This is a genomic window from Kitasatospora sp. CB01950, from assembly GCF_001905465.1.
In the GTDB taxonomy this organism is placed as follows: Bacteria; Actinomycetota; Actinomycetes; order Streptomycetales; family Streptomycetaceae; genus Kitasatospora.
Genome location: NZ_LISX01000004.1, coordinates 85507 through 99189 on the forward strand (window position 1 = coordinate 85507; position 13683 = coordinate 99189).

Genomic DNA, 13683 nt, shown 5'->3' on the forward strand with positions numbered 1-13683 from the left:
GGTCCCTTCTGGTGTCGACTGAACGTCAGACGTTGAAGCGGAACTCCACCACGTCGCCGTCCTGCATGACGTAGTCCTTGCCTTCGATGCGGGCCTTGCCCTTGGCGCGGGCCTCGGCGATGGAGCCGGTGGCGACGAGGTCGTCGAAGGAGGTGACCTCCGCCTTGATGAAGCCCTTCTGGAAGTCGGTGTGGATGACACCGGCGGCTTCGGGGGCGGTGGCGCCCTGCTTGATGGTCCAGGCTCGGGCTTCCTTGGGACCTGCGGTGAGGTAGGTCTGGAGGCCGAGGGTGGCGAAGCCGACGCGGGCGAGGGTGGCGAGGCCGGGCTCCTCCTGGCCCATGGACTGGAGGAGTTCGAGGGCCTCGTCGTCCTCGAGTTCGATGAGCTCGGACTCGATCTTGGCGTTGAGGAAGATGGCCTCGGCGGGGGCGACCAGGGCGCGCTGGGCGTTCTTGAAGTCCTCGTCGGAGAGGGCGTCCTCGTCGACGTTGAAGACGTAGAGGAACGGCTTCGCGGTCATCAGGTGGAGGTCGCGGACGAAAGTGGTGTCGAAGCCGGCCTCGAAGAGGGTCTTGCCGGTCTCCAGGATCGCCTGGGCGGCCTCGGCGGCGGCGAGGACGGGGGCGGTGTCCTTCTTGAGTCGGGCTTCCTTCTGGAGCCGGGGCAGCGCCTTCTCGATGGTCTGCAGGTCGGCGAGGATCAGCTCGGTGTGGATGGTGTCGATGTCGTCCTTGGGCGACACCTTGCCGTCCACGTGGACCACGTCCGGGTCGGTGAAGGCGCGGACGACCTGGCAGATCGCGTTGGCCTCGCGGATGTTGGCGAGGAACTTGTTGCCCAGGCCCTCGCCCTCGCTGGCGCCCCGGACGATGCCGGCGATGTCCACGAAGTCGACGGTGGCGGGCAGGATGCGCTGCGAGCCGAAGATCTCGGCGAGCTTGTCCAGCCGCGGGTCCGGAACGCCGACGACGCCCACGTTGGGCTCGATGGTGGCGAACGGGTAGTTGGCCGCCAGCACGTCGTTCTTGGTCAGGGCGTTGAACAGGGTCGACTTGCCGACGTTCGGCAGGCCGACGATTCCGATCGTGAGCGACATGGAGAGTGGTGTCCCGTGGCTTGGAGGGCGTCGAGGTGGCCCGGTGCCGGGCCGATCCCCCAGTCTACGGGGCGTGCGGGGGCCCGAGGCAGCGCGGTGGGGCGCGCACCGGCCGGACACGGATCAATTGCCGGGAAGCCATTACACAGGGTGTCGATGATCGGACCGTACGTTGGTCGGGTGGAGCAGAGCACCCGTACCCAGCCGCCAGGGCCGAGACGACGAGCGCCGGGGCGCGGCGCCGACGAGGCCGCCGTTCCGGGGCAGAGCCGACCCCCCGAGTCCCGGTTGCGGACGGCCTCCGCCGGCCGGTCCGCACCGCTCGCCGCGCAGGTGCTGCAGCGGCTGCTGAACCGGCTGCTGACGCTCCGTCGGCGTCGGGCCGGCGGGCCGCCGGCCCGGTTGACGGCGGTGGGCACCGGGGTGGTCGCCGCGGCCGGGACGCTGGCGTTCGCCGCGCTGGACCGGCTGGTGTTCGGGGGGCTCGGGGTGCTGTTCGGGCTCGGCTATCTGGTGGTGTGCTTCCAGCTGGCCGTGCGGGTGCGGTACCCGGACCTGCCGGCCGCGCCGATCTGCGGGCCGATCGCGTTCGCGGCGGCGCTGGTGCTGCTGCAGCCGGGCAGCACCAGCGGCATCACCGGCCAGGTGGTGGCGCTGGCCGGCGGGCTGGCGCTGCGCGCGGGCTGGCTGTTCGCCGGCACCGGCCTGGCCACCGCGATCGTCACCGCGCGTTACGTCGCCCAGCGCCGCCGCCACCGCAGCCGGTAACGACTCAGCGGCCGGTAACGACTCGGCGGCCGGTAGCCAGCAGCCGACGCCCGGCGGTCAGCCGCTCGGCGGCTCAGCGCCCGGCGGCCATCGCCGCGCCGACGATGCCCGCGTTGTTGCGGAGTTCGGCGGGGACGACCTCGGCCCGGCGGTCCTTGAGCAGCGGCAGGAACTTCTCGTGCTTGCGGCTGACGCCGCCGCCGACGATCACCAGCTGCGGGGAGAAGAGCATCTCGACCAGGTCGAGGTACTCGTCGACCCGCTCGGCCCACTGCGGCCAGCTGAGGTCGTGGCGTTCCTTGGCGGCGGAGGAGGCGCGCCGTTCGGCGTCCTTGCCGCGCATTTCGAGGTGGCCGAGCTCGGTGTTGGGGACGAGCACGCCGTCGGAGAACAGCGCGCTGCCGATGCCGGTGCCGAAGGTGAGCAGCAGGACCACCCCGGAGCGGCCGCGGCCGGCGCCGTGGGTGACCTCGGCGAGGCCGGCCGCGTCGGCGTCGTTGACCACGGTGGCGGGCATGCCGAGCGCGTCGCTGAACCGGGCGGCGGCGTCCAGGCCGATCCAGCCCTTGTCGACGTTGGCGGCGGTGCGGGTGTGGCCGTCGACGACCACGCCGGGGAAGGTCAGGCCGACCGGCCCGTGGTGGTCGAAGTGCCGGACGACCTCGCAGACCGTGTCGATCACCGCGTCCGGGCCGGACGGGTGCGGGGTGAGTACCTTGTGCCGCTCCTGCGCGAGCACGCCCCTGTCCAGGTCGACCGGTGCGCCCTTGATGCCCGAGCCGCCGATGTCCACGCCGAAGACCGTCGTCACTGCCGTCGCCTTCCGTACCGCCGGTGGCGTCCGCTGCCCGCCGGCCCTCGCACCAACGTACGGGCGTGCGGGGGCGGGCGCAGCCGTTCCCGGACGGTGACGGCCGCACGGACGACGCCCGGGCCCCTCGGGGGAGGGACTCCGGGCGTCGGACGGGACGGGCGGGGGCTCAGAGCTTGCCGGCGGCCTCGGCGCGCAGGTCGCGGCGGAGCTCCTTGGGGAGCGAGAAGATGAGGTGCTCCTCGGCGGTCTTGACGATCTGCACGTCCTCGAAGCCGTGTGCGGCGAGGAGCTGCAGCACGCCCTCGACCAGGATCTCCGGCACGGACGCGCCGCTGGTCAGGCCTACCGTCTGCACGCCCTCCAGCCAGGCGAGGTCGATCTCGTCGGCGAAGTCGACCAGGTGGGCGGCCTTGGCGCCGTACTCCAGGCCGACCTCGACCAGACGGACCGAGTTGGAGGAGTTCTTGGAGCCGACCACGATCAGCAGGTCCGCCTCGGGGGCGAGCTGCTTGACGGCGACCTGGCGGTTCTGGGTGGCGTAGCAGATGTCGTCGCTGGGCGGCGAGACCAGCAGCGGGAAGCGCTCCTTGAGGGCCCCGACGGTCTCCATGGTCTCGTCCACGGAGAGGGTGGTCTGGGAGAGCCAGACCAGCTTGGACTCGTCGCGGACCTTCACGTTGGCGACGTCCTCGGCACCGTCCACCAGGTGGATCCGGTCCGGGGCCTCGCCCATGGTGCCGACGACCTCCTCGTGGCCCTCGTGGCCGATCAGCAGGATGTCGTAGTCCTCGTCGGCGAACCGGCGGGCCTCCTTGTGCACCTTGGTGACCAGGGGGCAGGTCGCGTCGATGGTGGCGAGCTTGCCGGCCTCGGCCTCGTCGTGGACCGACGGGGCGACACCGTGCGCGGAGAACACCACGATCGCGCCCTCGGGCACCTCCTCCGTCTCGTCGACGAAGATCGCGCCCTGCTTCTCCAGGGTCTGCACGACGTACTTGTTGTGGACGATCTGCTTGCGGACGTAGATCGGCGCCCCGTACTGCTCCAGGGCCTTCTCCACGGCGATCACGGCGCGGTCGACGCCCGCGCAGTAGCCACGGGGGGCGGCGAGCAGGACACGGCGCTGAGCAGTGGTGGACATGGCTCCATCGTACGGGCGAGTCCCGCCCGCGTGGACGCGCGTCGGCACTGTCGCGGCGGGGACGGCCGGGTGGAATGGCGAGGGTGAGCACACAGGCGCGGACGACGGAACTGCGGCGCACTCTCGGGGTGCGCGATCTGATGGTGTACGGGCTGCTGTTCATCGCCCCGATGGCGCCGGTCGGCGTGTTCGGCGTGCTGGACGCGAAGAGCCACGGCGCGGTGGCCGCCGTCTACCTGGTGGCCACCGTGGCCATGGGATTCACCGCCCTCTCCTACGCCGAGATGGTGAAGGCGGTGCCCCGGGCCGGCTCGGTGTTCGCGTATGCCCGGGCCGGGCTGGGCGAGGGGCCCGGGTTCATCGCCGGGTGGATGGCGATGCTGGACTACCTGCTGATCCCCGCCGTCGCGTACCTGTTCTCCGGGATCGCGTTGAACTCGCTGGTGCCGGGCGTCTCCCGCTGGGTGTGGACGACGCTGGCGGTGCTGGTCACCACCGCGCTCAACCTGATCGGGGTGCGGACAGCGGCCGTGGTCGGCTTCGCGGTGCTGGCGATGGAGATCGTGGTGCTGACGGTGTTCGTGGTCGCCGCGTCGGTGGAACTGGCCCTGCACGGCGCCGCCCGCGACTGGGGTTCCCCGTTCGGGGGAATCGGCGGGTTCTCGTTGACGGCGGTGCTGTCTGCGGTGTCCGTCGCCGTGCTCTCGTACCTGGGCTTCGACGCGATCGCCTCCTTCGTCGAGGAAGCGGTCGGCGCGTCGGCCGCGGTCGCCCGGGCGGTGCTGTGGTGCCTGGCGCTGGCCGGGCTGCTGTTCGTCGTCCAGACCTATCTGGCGGCGGTGCTGGAGCCCCTGACGCCCGATCAACTGGCCGCCGACCCGGCCGCGCAGGGGTCGGCGTTCTACGACACGGTCGAGGCCGCCGTCGGGCACTGGCTGCACGTGCTGATCGCCGTGTCCAAGGCGATCGGCGCCGCGTTCGCCGCGCTGGCCGGGCAGGCCGCGGCCGGGCGGCTGGTGTTCGCGATGGGGCGGGAGGGGCGGCTGCCCCGGCGGCTCGGGGTGGTCGAGGAACGCTCCGCGACTCCTCGGCGGGCGCTGCTGACGGCGGCCGTCATCACGCTGGTGGCCGCGGTCTGGGCCGCCCGCCGCGACGACGGGCTCGACCGGCTCACCTCGGTGGTCAACGTCGGCGCGCTCACCGCGTTCATCCTGCTGCACGCCTCGGTGGTGGGCTGGTACGTGGTGCGCGGCCACTCCCGCGACTGGCTGCGCCACGCCGTCGTTCCGCTGCTGGGCGTCGCGGTGATCGTCGCGGTGCTGGTGGAGGCGTCGCACACGGCGCTGATCGTGGGCGGGATCTGGCTGGTGGCGGGGTTGCTGGTGCTGCTGGTGGGGACGCGAACCCGGGGAGAGCACCGCTAGGGACGCGCCCGACCGTTCGCGCGGGTCTTTCCGGCCCCGTGCCCCCGGTTTCCCGTCGGCCCGAAGGGCTAGCCTCGGGGGATGGCTAATGCGAGCAGTCCGGAAGCGCCCCTGCCCGTGGGGAAGGTCTCGGCGCTGATCGGCGGGTGGGTCGATCGGCTGGGCGAGGTGTGGGTGGAGGGGCAGATCGCCCAGCTGTCCCGGCGGCCGGGGGCCGGGATGGTGTTCCTGACGCTGCGTGATCCGGATCGGGACGTCTCGTTGACGGTGACGTGTTTCCGGTCGGTGTTCGAGCAGGTCGCTGATGCCGTGCAGGAGGGCTCGCGGGTGATCGTGCTGGCGAAGCCGGAGTGGTACACGGCGCGCGGCACGCTGTCGTTGCGGGCGTCCGAGATCCGGCTCGTCGGCTTGGGTGAACTGCTGGCCCGGCTTGAGCAGTTGAAGCGGAAGCTGTTCGCCGAGGGCCTGTTCGAGGAGTCCCGGAAGAAGCCGCTGCCGTTCCTGCCGGGCTGCGTGGGTCTGGTGACGGGCCGTGGTTCGGCGGCCGAGCGGGACGTGCTGGAGAACGCCCGGCGGCGCTGGCCGGCGGTGCGGTTCGAGGTGCGGAACGTGCTGGTGCAGGGGCCGCAGGCGGTGTCGCAGGTGTGCGCGGCGGTGCGGGAGTTGGACGCGCGGCCGGAGGTCGAGGTGATCGTGGTGGCGCGTGGCGGCGGCAGTGTGGAGGACCTGCTGCCGTTCTCCGACGAGGAGTTGGTGCGGACGGTGGCGGCGGCCCGGACGCCGGTGGTGAGTGCGATCGGGCACGAGCCGGACCAGCCGCTGCTGGATTTCGTCGCGGACCTGCGGGCGTCCACGCCGACCGACGCGGCGAAGCGGGTGGTGCCGGACGTCGGCGAGGAGCTGGCGAAGGTGCGGCAGCTGCGGGACCGGGCGCGGCGGTACGTGGTGCACCGGGTGGAGCGGGAGACCGCGGGGCTGGCGTCGGTGCGCAGCCGTCCGGCGCTCGCGGCGCCGACCGAGGCGGTGGCGGCGCGCGGCACGGAGGTGACGGCGCTGCTGGAGCGGGCCCGGCGGGTGGTGGGGCACCGGCTGGACCACGCGCAGACGGATCTGGGCCATGCGCTGGCCCGGGTGGTGGCGCTGTCGCCGCTGGCCACCCTGGAGCGCGGGTACGCGGTGCTGCAGCGCGAGGACGGTTCGGTGGTGACCGATCCGGGGCAGGTCGCCGACGGCGAGGCGCTGCGGGCCCGGGTGGCGGGCGGCGGCTTCGGGGTGCGGGTGGCCGAGCAGGGCTGACGCCTCAGTGGAGCAGCCGCTCGCGGGAGAGCGCGGTGGAGTGCTCGTGGAAGCCGAGGCTGCGGTAGAGCGCTTCGCCGCCCTCGGTGGCGTGCAGGTCGATCCGGGTGGCGCGGCGCTCGTCGAACCAGGCGAGCAGGGCCTCGGTGCAGGCCCGGGCGTGGCCGCGGCCGCGGTGGTCCAGGTCGGTGCAGATGTTGAAGACGAACCCGAACAGGCCGTCGGGATGGCCGGGCGCGGGCAGGCGCTGTTCGAGCGTGCCGACGGCGCAGCTGGCCAGTCGGCCGGGCCGGTCGGGGTCGTCGACGACGTAGGCCTGCAGGCGGCGGTCGGGTTCGGCGAGTTGGCGGGCCACCAGGTCCTCGGCGGTGTGCTGCCACGCGCCGGGGCGCGGTTCGCCCTGCATGGATTCGAACATCAGCGCGCGGAGGCGGACGAGTTCGGCGGCGTCCTCGGGGCGGGCAGGGCGTGGGGTGCTCATGTCCGGCAGCGTAGGCGGGGGCGCAAGGGGTTTGTCCGCCACGAGCCCTAGGCTGAGCGGCATGGCTGATCAGGGTGTCGAGCAGGGCCTCGGGTACGAGCAGGCGCGGGACGAGCTGCTGGAGGTGGTCCGGCGGCTGGAGACCGGGGGGACGACGCTGGAGGAGTCGTTGGCGCTGTGGGAGCGCGGCGAGCAGTTGGCGAAGGTCTGCCAGCGCTGGCTGGACGGCGCTCGGGCCCGGTTGGACGCGGCGCTGGCGGCCGAGGAGTCCGCGGGCGAGTAGCCGCGCCGGAGTGTGGCCCGGATCACAGGCGGTCCAGGGAATGGTTTAACTTTCATCGAAGTTGGATCGGGGTGTACGGCACCCGCCGTGCCTGACAGCCCCCAGCTTTGAGGTAGGACACCGTTATGACCCTGGCCCTCGACGCCGCCGCCCAGGACCTGCTGTTCCGCGAGGCCCGCACCGCCAACACCTTCTCGGACGAGCCGGTCGGCGACGAGCAGATCCAGGCGATCTACGAGCTGGTGAAGTTCGGCCCGACCGCCTTCAACCAGCAGCCGCTGCGCATCGTCCTGGTCCGCTCCGACGACGCCCGTGCCCGCCTGGTGCAGCACATGTCCGAGGGCAACCAGGCCAAGACCTCCGGCGCGCCGCTGGTCGCGATCCTGGCCGCGGACAACGAGTTCCACGAGGAGCTCCCGACCCAGCTGCCGCACTTCCCGCAGGCCAAGGACATGTTCTTCAGCGAGCGCTCGGTCCGTGAGGCCTCCGCGACGCTGAACGGCGCCCTGCAGGCCGCGTACTTCATCGTCGGCGTGCGCGCCGCCGGCCTGGCCGCCGGCCCGATGACCGGCTACGACGCCGCGGGCATCAACAAGGAGTTCTTCGCCGACGGCGAGCACTCGGTGCTGGCCGTGGTCAACATCGGCAAGCCGGGCGAGGACGCCTGGTTCCCGCGCAGCCCGCGCCTGGCCTACGACGAGGTCGTCACCACCGTCTGAGTCCGGCCCGCGACAGCGAAAGGCCCCCGCCGTGCGGCGGGGGCCTTTTCGTGTCGGCCTGCTTCGGGGCCGACCTACTTCAGGGCCGGCCTACTTCAGGGTCCGGGCGAGCTCCGCGAGCTCCTCGTAGGAGGCGGTGCCGGTGAGCACCGTGGTGCCGGTGCTGCCGGCGGGGCGGGTCAGCGCCCGGTAGCGGTCGCCCTGCACCCGCTGCCACTCCTGGTCGTCCACCGTGGAGCTGCCGTCCGGCTTGCCGCCGGGGACGTTCTTCGCCACCACGTCCTGGGGCTTGCCGTCGCTCTGCTCGATCGCCGCGTACTGGCCGGAGGCGGTGCTGAGGCCCAGGTGCCACACGGCGTGGCCCTTCTCGTTCGGGCTGTAGCTCACCGAGGTGGCCTGCCAGCCGTCCGGCAGCTTGTCCGGGCCGAGCAGCGGGTACGGCGCGGCGCGCTTCGCCGACGCCACCTCCACCTGGTACGTCACCGGGTGGACGCCGCTCTTGCTCTCCGCGCTGGGGATGCTGAAGTACGCGACCGCGACCACGATGCCGACCGCCGCCATCGACAGGACCATGTCCCGTACCGTCTGACGGCCCCTCTTGCTGCTGTTGCCTGCCACCCGCCCATGGTAGGCGGCGCTTACGGAAAGCCCCTCCACCGGCCGCCCCGCAGCGGTGCGCGCGGAGTGCGCCGCAGACGACCGTCCCACCTGCCGATACGATCGCAGCATCCCTCATCGCAGCGCCGGTGACCCTCCGCGACCCGGCGCTGACTGGCCGTCGCGTACAGAGAGGTAACGACGATGACCACGCAGTACCCGCACCACCTTCCCAGCGCCCTGGAGGTCGCGCCGGAAGCTCCCGATCGGAACCTGGCCCTCGAACTGGTCCGGGTCACCGAGGCCGCGGCGATGGCCGCCGGCCGCTGGGTCGGCCGGGGTGACAAGAACGGCGCCGACGGCGCGGCCGTGAAGGCGATGCGCACCCTGGTGTCCACCGTCTCCATGAACGGCGTGGTCGTCATCGGCGAGGGCGAGAAGGACGAAGCCCCGATGCTCTACAACGGCGAGCGGGTCGGCGACGGCACCGGCGCCGAATGCGACGTGGCCGTCGACCCGGTGGACGGCACCACGCTGACCGCCAAGGGCATGAACAACGCCGTCGCGGTCCTCGCGGTCGCCGACCGCGGCACCATGTTCGACCCCAGCGCGGTCTTCTACATGGACAAGCTGGTCTGCGGCCCCGAGGCCGCCGACTTCGTCGACATCACCGCCCCCGCGGCCGTCAACATCCGCCGGGTCGCCAAGGCCAAGGGCTCCGCCGTCGAGGACGTCACCGTCGTCGTCCTCGACCGGCCGCGCCACAACGACCTGGTCAAGGAGATCCGCGAGGCCGGCGCCCGGATCAAGTTCATCTCCGACGGCGACGTCGCCGGCGCGATCATGGCGGCCCGCGAGGGCACCGGCGTGGACCTGCTGATGGGCATCGGCGGGACCCCCGAGGGCATCATCGCGGCCTGTGCGATGAAGTGCATGGGCGGCACCATCCAGGGCCGGCTGTGGCCCAAGGACGAGGCCGAGAAGCGCAAGGCGCTGGACGCCGGCCACGACCTGGACCGGGTGCTGCACACCGACGACCTGGTCAGCGGCGAGAACGTGTTCTTCGTCGCCACCGGCATCACCGACGGCGAGCTGCTGCGCGGCGTCCACTACCGCTCGGAGACCGCGACCACCTCGTCGCTGGTGATGCGCTCCAAGAGCGGAACGATTCGGCAGATCGACTCCACCCACAAGCTGGCCAAGCTGCGGGCCTACAGCGCGATCGACTTCGACCGGGCCAACTGAGCCCGCCCGACGCGTCCAGGGGCGGGCCGGGGAGCTTCCTCCCCGGCCCGCCCCTGCCGTGCGTCCGGCCGGCTGTCTCAGCCGGCTATCCGGGCCGTCAGGCGCCGGGCGTCCAGCAGTTCGGCCTCGCGGCGGCGCCGGCGGGCGAGCACCACGCGGCGCTCGGCGGCCGTCAGCCCGCCCCAGACACCGTACGGCTCGGGCTGGGCGAGCGCGTGCTCGCGGCATTCGAGCAGCACCGGGCAGCGGGCGCAGACCCGCTTGGCGTGCTCCTCGCGGGCGAGCCGGGCGGCCGTCGGCTCCTTGGAGGGAGCGAAGAACAGCCCGGCCTCGTCGCTTCGGCAGGCGGCAGAGGTGTGCCAGGGGCTGTCGTCCGGATCCGGTGCCGCAGGGCGGCGAGCGGCGGCGGTGGACTCGATCGGATGCAGCACGGTGACTCCTGACCAGGCTCAAGGCTCGAGGATCGGTCGCCTCCTGCCCGACTGCCCCGTGCTCCCTCGCCGTGGCACCGTCGCCGACCCGCGGGGTCACAGCCGTACAGGAACGATGTGCGATTGGAACTACCCCGCCGCCCCCGGATTCATGCACACCGCACGCAACTGACTACCCGCTGCACTCGGAACAACGACGAGTGCCGCCAAGCGAGTTGACGATTCGCCGGATCGCCGCAGGTCAGCCCTCCAGCTGCCGCCGGACCCACTCCTTGAGCTTCTTGCCGCGCTTCGGCTTGGCCTCGCAGCCGCCGAACACCGCCACACCCTTGATCCGCACCACCGGCGCGTACGGGTCCGGCGAGGTCTGCTCGCGGACGTCGAAACCGCCGAAGATGCCGGCGCCGCTGCCCTGCAGGCTGACGTTCTCCGGGACGCGCACCTCGACGCCGCCGAACACCGCGATCACCTCGATGACCACCTCGGGCGACTCGAACACCGCGTCGGTCAGGTCGATCTCGACCCCGCCGAACACCGCGATCGCCTTCAGGTGCGAGCCGACCCGCCAGCGGCCCTTGCGGGCGGCGCCGCCGAACACCGCGACCATGGTGGGCGATTCGGCCCGGGCCGGCGGCAGCGCCGGCTGCGGGGCGGGGGCCGGGGTCTCCAGCGGCGGCTTGGTCAGGTTGTGCCGGAGCGGGCCCGGGTGGCTGGGCAGGTCGCGGGTGAGCGGCTCCAACTCGCCGAAGGTGCGGGCGTTGTAGGCGGCCTCGATCCGTTCGGCGTGCTCGTCGACGGTGAGCCGGCCCTCCGCGTAGGCGTCGCGCAGCAGGTCGGCGACGCGTTCGCGGTCGGCGTCGGCGGCCCGGAGCTCGGCGGCCAGGTCGGTACCGGGGGCGGGAGCGGGAGCCTGCGCGGGCTCGCTCTTCTTCATCGGGGCGGGCGGCTGGCCCTGCGGCTGCTGAGCGGGAGAGTTGTCCACGTCACAAGCCTAGCGAGCCCGCTCAATACCCGAACGCCGGTTCGACGCAAAGCGGATGGCCGCGGAACGGGCGGCCCGGCGTGAGCCGCGTCACGCAGGCCGACCCGAGCGCCGGGGGCGTGCTCCGTGCGCCTAACCTGGAGGGTGCCTCGTCGACGACGCCGAAAGAACTGAAGGATCTCCCCCATGGCTTCAGAGTTCGCCTACCGCGACCTGCTCCCGCTCGGTGCGGACACCACCCCGTACCGCAAGCTCACCTCCGAGGGCGTCTCCACCTTCGAGGCCGGCGGCCGCACCTTCCTGCAGGTCGAGCCGGAGGCCCTGCGGCTGCTCACCGCCGAGGCGATGCACGACATCTCGCACTACCTGCGCCCGGCCCACCTGGCCCAGCTGCGCCGCATCCTGGACGACCCGGAGGCCAGCCCCAACGACCGTTTCGTCGCGCTGGACCTGCTGAAGAACGTCAACATCTCGGCCGGCGGCATCCTCCCGATGTGCCAGGACACCGGCACCGCGATCGTGATGGGCAAGCGCGGCCAGAACGTGCTGACCTCCGGCGAGGACGAGTCGGCGATCGCCCACGGCGTGTACGACGCGTACACCAAGCTGAACCTGCGCTACTCCCAGATGGCCCCCGTGACCATGTGGGACGAGAAGAACACCGGCAACAACCTGCCGGCCCAGATCGAGCTGTACGCCACCGACGGGGACGCCTACAAGTTCCTGTTCATGGCCAAGGGCGGCGGCTCGGCGAACAAGTCGTACCTGTACCAGGAGACCAAGGCGATCCTCAACGAGTCGTCGATGCTCACCTTCCTGGAGCAGAAGATCCGCTCGCTGGGCACCGCGGCCTGCCCGCCGTACCACCTGGCCATCGTGGTCGGCGGCACCAGCGCCGAGTTCGCCCTGAAGACCGCGAAGTACGCCTCCGCGCACTACCTGGACAACCTGCCGACCGGCGGCGACGCCAAGACCGGCCACGGCTTCCGCGACCTGGAGCTGGAGCAGAAGGTCTTCGAGCTCACCCAGAAGATCGGCATCGGCGCGCAGTTCGGCGGCAAGTACTTCTGCCACGACGTCCGCGTCATCCGCCTGCCCCGGCACGGCGCCTCGCTGCCGGTCGCGATGGCCGTCTCCTGCTCGGCCGACCGCCAGGCGCTCGGCAAGATCACCGCCGAGGGCGTGTTCCTGGAGCAGTTGGAGACCGAGCCGGCGAAGTACCTGCCGGAGACCACCGACGCCCACCTGGACGGCGACGTGGTGCGGGTGGACCTCGACCAGCCGATGGCCGCGATCCGCGAGCAGCTGTCCAAGTACCCCGTGAAGACCCGGCTTTCGCTCTCCGGCACGCTCGTCGTCGCCCGCGACATCGCGCACGCCAAGATCAAGGAGCGGCTGGACCGCGGCGAGGGCATGCCGCAGTACATGAAGGACCACCCGGTCTACTACGCGGGCCCCGCCAAGACCCCCGAGGGCTACGCGTCCGGCTCCTTCGGCCCCACCACGGCCGGCCGGATGGACTCCTACGTCGACCAGTTCCAGGCTGCGGGCGGCTCGATGGTCATGCTCGCCAAGGGCAACCGCTCCAAGCAGGTCACCAAGGCATGCAACGAGCACGGCGGCTTCTACCTCGGCTCGATCGGCGGCCCCGCGGCGCGACTCGCCCAGGACTGCATCAAGAAGGTCGAGGTGCTGGAGTACCCCGAGCTCGGCATGGAGGCCGTCTGGCGCATCGAGGTCGAGGACTTCCCGGCGTTCATCGTGGTGGACGACAAGGGCAACGACTTCTTCGCCGAGGTCACGGACGGCCCGCTGATCACCAACCTGCGGGTGCGCTCGGCGCAGTGACCCGCCGAAACGGGACGAGCCCCGGCCGGTGAGGGTCGGGGCTCGTTCTGCGAGTGAGGGCGTCGATCACGGGCAGTTGATTACGGAGCCGAGCGGTTCGAAGGTCTCGTCGTCCTTCGGCGCGACCGGCTTCTCGATCTGCTCCACGGACGGGGCGGACGGCTGCCCGGCCAGGACCTCAAGGGCCTTTTCGAGCGCGTCCGGGTCGGCGGGAGCAACGGTGTGCTCGATCTGGGGCGTAGCCGTGAGAGTCTCGTCGGCCATGGGGTGGGCCGCCTTTCAGCTGAGGGAGGATCACCCGGACGACGTTCTCCGGGCACGCGGCCAGTATCGTAGAGGCCGCTAAATGTCTCATAAACGTCGTACCCTGCATCCGCTTGGTGGACGTTTGCTCGCACACTCATAAGCTGACGCCCCCACACGACCGGCGGCAGCGTGGGGAACAGACGGTTCATCGGCCACAGGGGAGGACATGGAGCTTCAGGGCACGCGCTCCGCAGAGGCGTTGCGCTTCCAAGTGCTCGGCCCTGTCCAGGCATGGCGCGGTGACGCTCC

The 13683-nt window shown here is 71.7% G+C and carries 15 protein-coding genes; 7 read left to right on the forward strand and 8 right to left on the reverse strand.

What is annotated here, in order from left to right; genetic code table 11:
• Positions 1–25: 25 nt before the first annotated feature.
• Positions 26–1099 (reverse strand): redox-regulated ATPase YchF, encoded by a 1074-nt coding sequence (ychF, locus tag AMK19_RS12365; protein ID WP_073811046.1) that lies wholly within the window; start codon positions 1097–1099, stop codon positions 26–28.
• Positions 1100–1279: 180 nt separating this feature from the next.
• Here ychF and AMK19_RS12370 point away from each other — a divergent pair, with 180 nt between their 5' ends.
• Entirely contained in the window at positions 1280–1867 is a 588-nt protein-coding gene (locus AMK19_RS12370; protein WP_143200188.1) for a DUF6542 domain-containing protein, read from the forward strand.
• A 73-nt stretch (positions 1868–1940) separates the two neighbouring features.
• Here AMK19_RS12370 and ppgK read toward each other — a convergent pair whose 3' ends face one another.
• Positions 1941–2678 carry a polyphosphate--glucose phosphotransferase gene (ppgK, locus tag AMK19_RS12375; RefSeq protein WP_073811049.1) on the reverse strand — a complete coding sequence of 246 codons (738 nt, stop codon included), beginning with the start codon at positions 2676–2678 and terminating at the stop codon, positions 1941–1943.
• Positions 2679–2847: 169 nt separating this feature from the next.
• Positions 2848–3822 carry a 4-hydroxy-3-methylbut-2-enyl diphosphate reductase gene (locus tag AMK19_RS12380; RefSeq protein WP_073811050.1) on the reverse strand — a complete coding sequence of 325 codons (975 nt, stop codon included), beginning with the start codon at positions 3820–3822 and terminating at the stop codon, positions 2848–2850.
• Between the two features lie 74 nt (positions 3823–3896).
• Between AMK19_RS12380 and AMK19_RS12385 the strand changes: the two genes are divergently transcribed.
• Positions 3897–5246, forward strand: a complete 1350-nt coding sequence (locus AMK19_RS12385; RefSeq protein ID WP_073811052.1) for an APC family permease — start codon at positions 3897–3899, stop codon at positions 5244–5246.
• An 81-nt stretch (positions 5247–5327) separates the two neighbouring features.
• Positions 5328–6542, forward strand: a complete 1215-nt coding sequence (xseA, locus tag AMK19_RS12390; protein ID WP_073811053.1) for an exodeoxyribonuclease VII large subunit — start codon at positions 5328–5330, stop codon at positions 6540–6542.
• 4 nt (positions 6543–6546) lie between these two features.
• Here xseA and AMK19_RS12395 read toward each other — a convergent pair whose 3' ends face one another.
• Entirely contained in the window at positions 6547–7023 is a 477-nt protein-coding gene (locus AMK19_RS12395; protein WP_073811055.1) for a GNAT family N-acetyltransferase, read from the reverse strand.
• Between the two features lie 61 nt (positions 7024–7084).
• On the opposite strand from AMK19_RS12395, the gene AMK19_RS12400 reads away from it, so the two are divergent.
• Both AMK19_RS12400 and AMK19_RS12405 read left to right on the forward strand, forming a co-directional pair.
• A complete protein-coding gene (locus tag AMK19_RS12400; protein ID WP_073811057.1) occupies positions 7085–7306 on the forward strand; it encodes an exodeoxyribonuclease VII small subunit in 222 nt (73 codons plus the stop codon).
• Positions 7307–7431: 125 nt separating this feature from the next.
• Positions 7432–8025: a malonic semialdehyde reductase gene (locus AMK19_RS12405; protein WP_073811058.1), complete on the forward strand. Its 594-nt coding sequence runs from the start codon at positions 7432–7434 to the stop codon at positions 8023–8025.
• Between the two features lie 90 nt (positions 8026–8115).
• On the opposite strand, the gene AMK19_RS12410 is transcribed toward AMK19_RS12405, so the two are convergent.
• Complete coding sequence (locus tag AMK19_RS12410) at positions 8116–8643, reverse strand: DUF4245 domain-containing protein (protein WP_241844376.1); 528 nt, start codon at positions 8641–8643, stop codon at positions 8116–8118.
• A 183-nt stretch (positions 8644–8826) separates the two neighbouring features.
• Here AMK19_RS12410 and glpX point away from each other — a divergent pair, with 183 nt between their 5' ends.
• Positions 8827–9867, forward strand: a complete 1041-nt coding sequence (gene glpX, locus AMK19_RS12415) for a class II fructose-bisphosphatase (RefSeq protein WP_043915862.1) — start codon at positions 8827–8829, stop codon at positions 9865–9867.
• A 77-nt stretch (positions 9868–9944) separates the two neighbouring features.
• On the opposite strand, the gene AMK19_RS12420 is transcribed toward glpX, so the two are convergent.
• Positions 9945–10298: a WhiB family transcriptional regulator gene (locus AMK19_RS12420; protein WP_073811062.1), complete on the reverse strand. Its 354-nt coding sequence runs from the start codon at positions 10296–10298 to the stop codon at positions 9945–9947.
• A gap of 241 nt (positions 10299–10539) precedes the next feature.
• A complete protein-coding gene (locus AMK19_RS12425; RefSeq protein ID WP_241844377.1) occupies positions 10540–11280 on the reverse strand; it encodes a DUF1707 SHOCT-like domain-containing protein in 741 nt (246 codons plus the stop codon).
• A 186-nt stretch (positions 11281–11466) separates the two neighbouring features.
• Here AMK19_RS12425 and AMK19_RS12430 point away from each other — a divergent pair, with 186 nt between their 5' ends.
• The gene (locus tag AMK19_RS12430) at positions 11467–13128 is read left to right on the forward strand and encodes a fumarate hydratase (protein ID WP_073811064.1); all 1662 of its coding nucleotides are present in this window, start codon (positions 11467–11469) and stop codon (positions 13126–13128) included.
• 66 nt (positions 13129–13194) lie between these two features.
• On the opposite strand, the gene AMK19_RS12435 is transcribed toward AMK19_RS12430, so the two are convergent.
• Positions 13195–13392, reverse strand: coding sequence for a hypothetical protein (locus AMK19_RS12435; protein WP_073811065.1), 198 nt, complete (start codon positions 13390–13392; stop codon positions 13195–13197).
• Positions 13393–13683 lie beyond the last annotated feature (291 nt).

Coding starts and splice junctions, on each gene's coding strand:
- AMK19_RS12435 (WP_073811065.1), bottom strand. CDS start 13,392: ATGGCCGACGAGACTCTCACGGCTACGCCCCAGATCGAGCACACCGTT.
- AMK19_RS12380 (WP_073811050.1), bottom strand. CDS start 3,822: ATGTCCACCACTGCTCAGCGCCGTGTCCTGCTCGCCGCCCCCCGTGGC.
- AMK19_RS12385 (WP_073811052.1), top strand. CDS start 3,897: ATGGCGAGGGTGAGCACACAGGCGCGGACGACGGAACTGCGGCGCACT.
- AMK19_RS12405 (WP_073811058.1), top strand. CDS start 7,432: ATGACCCTGGCCCTCGACGCCGCCGCCCAGGACCTGCTGTTCCGCGAG.
- AMK19_RS12430 (WP_073811064.1), top strand. CDS start 11,467: ATGGCTTCAGAGTTCGCCTACCGCGACCTGCTCCCGCTCGGTGCGGAC.
- AMK19_RS12395 (WP_073811055.1), bottom strand. CDS start 7,023: ATGAGCACCCCACGCCCTGCCCGCCCCGAGGACGCCGCCGAACTCGTC.
- ychF (WP_073811046.1), bottom strand. CDS start 1,099: ATGTCGCTCACGATCGGAATCGTCGGCCTGCCGAACGTCGGCAAGTCG.
- xseA (WP_073811053.1), top strand. CDS start 5,328: ATGGCTAATGCGAGCAGTCCGGAAGCGCCCCTGCCCGTGGGGAAGGTC.
- AMK19_RS12400 (WP_073811057.1), top strand. CDS start 7,085: ATGGCTGATCAGGGTGTCGAGCAGGGCCTCGGGTACGAGCAGGCGCGG.
- glpX (WP_043915862.1), top strand. CDS start 8,827: ATGACCACGCAGTACCCGCACCACCTTCCCAGCGCCCTGGAGGTCGCG.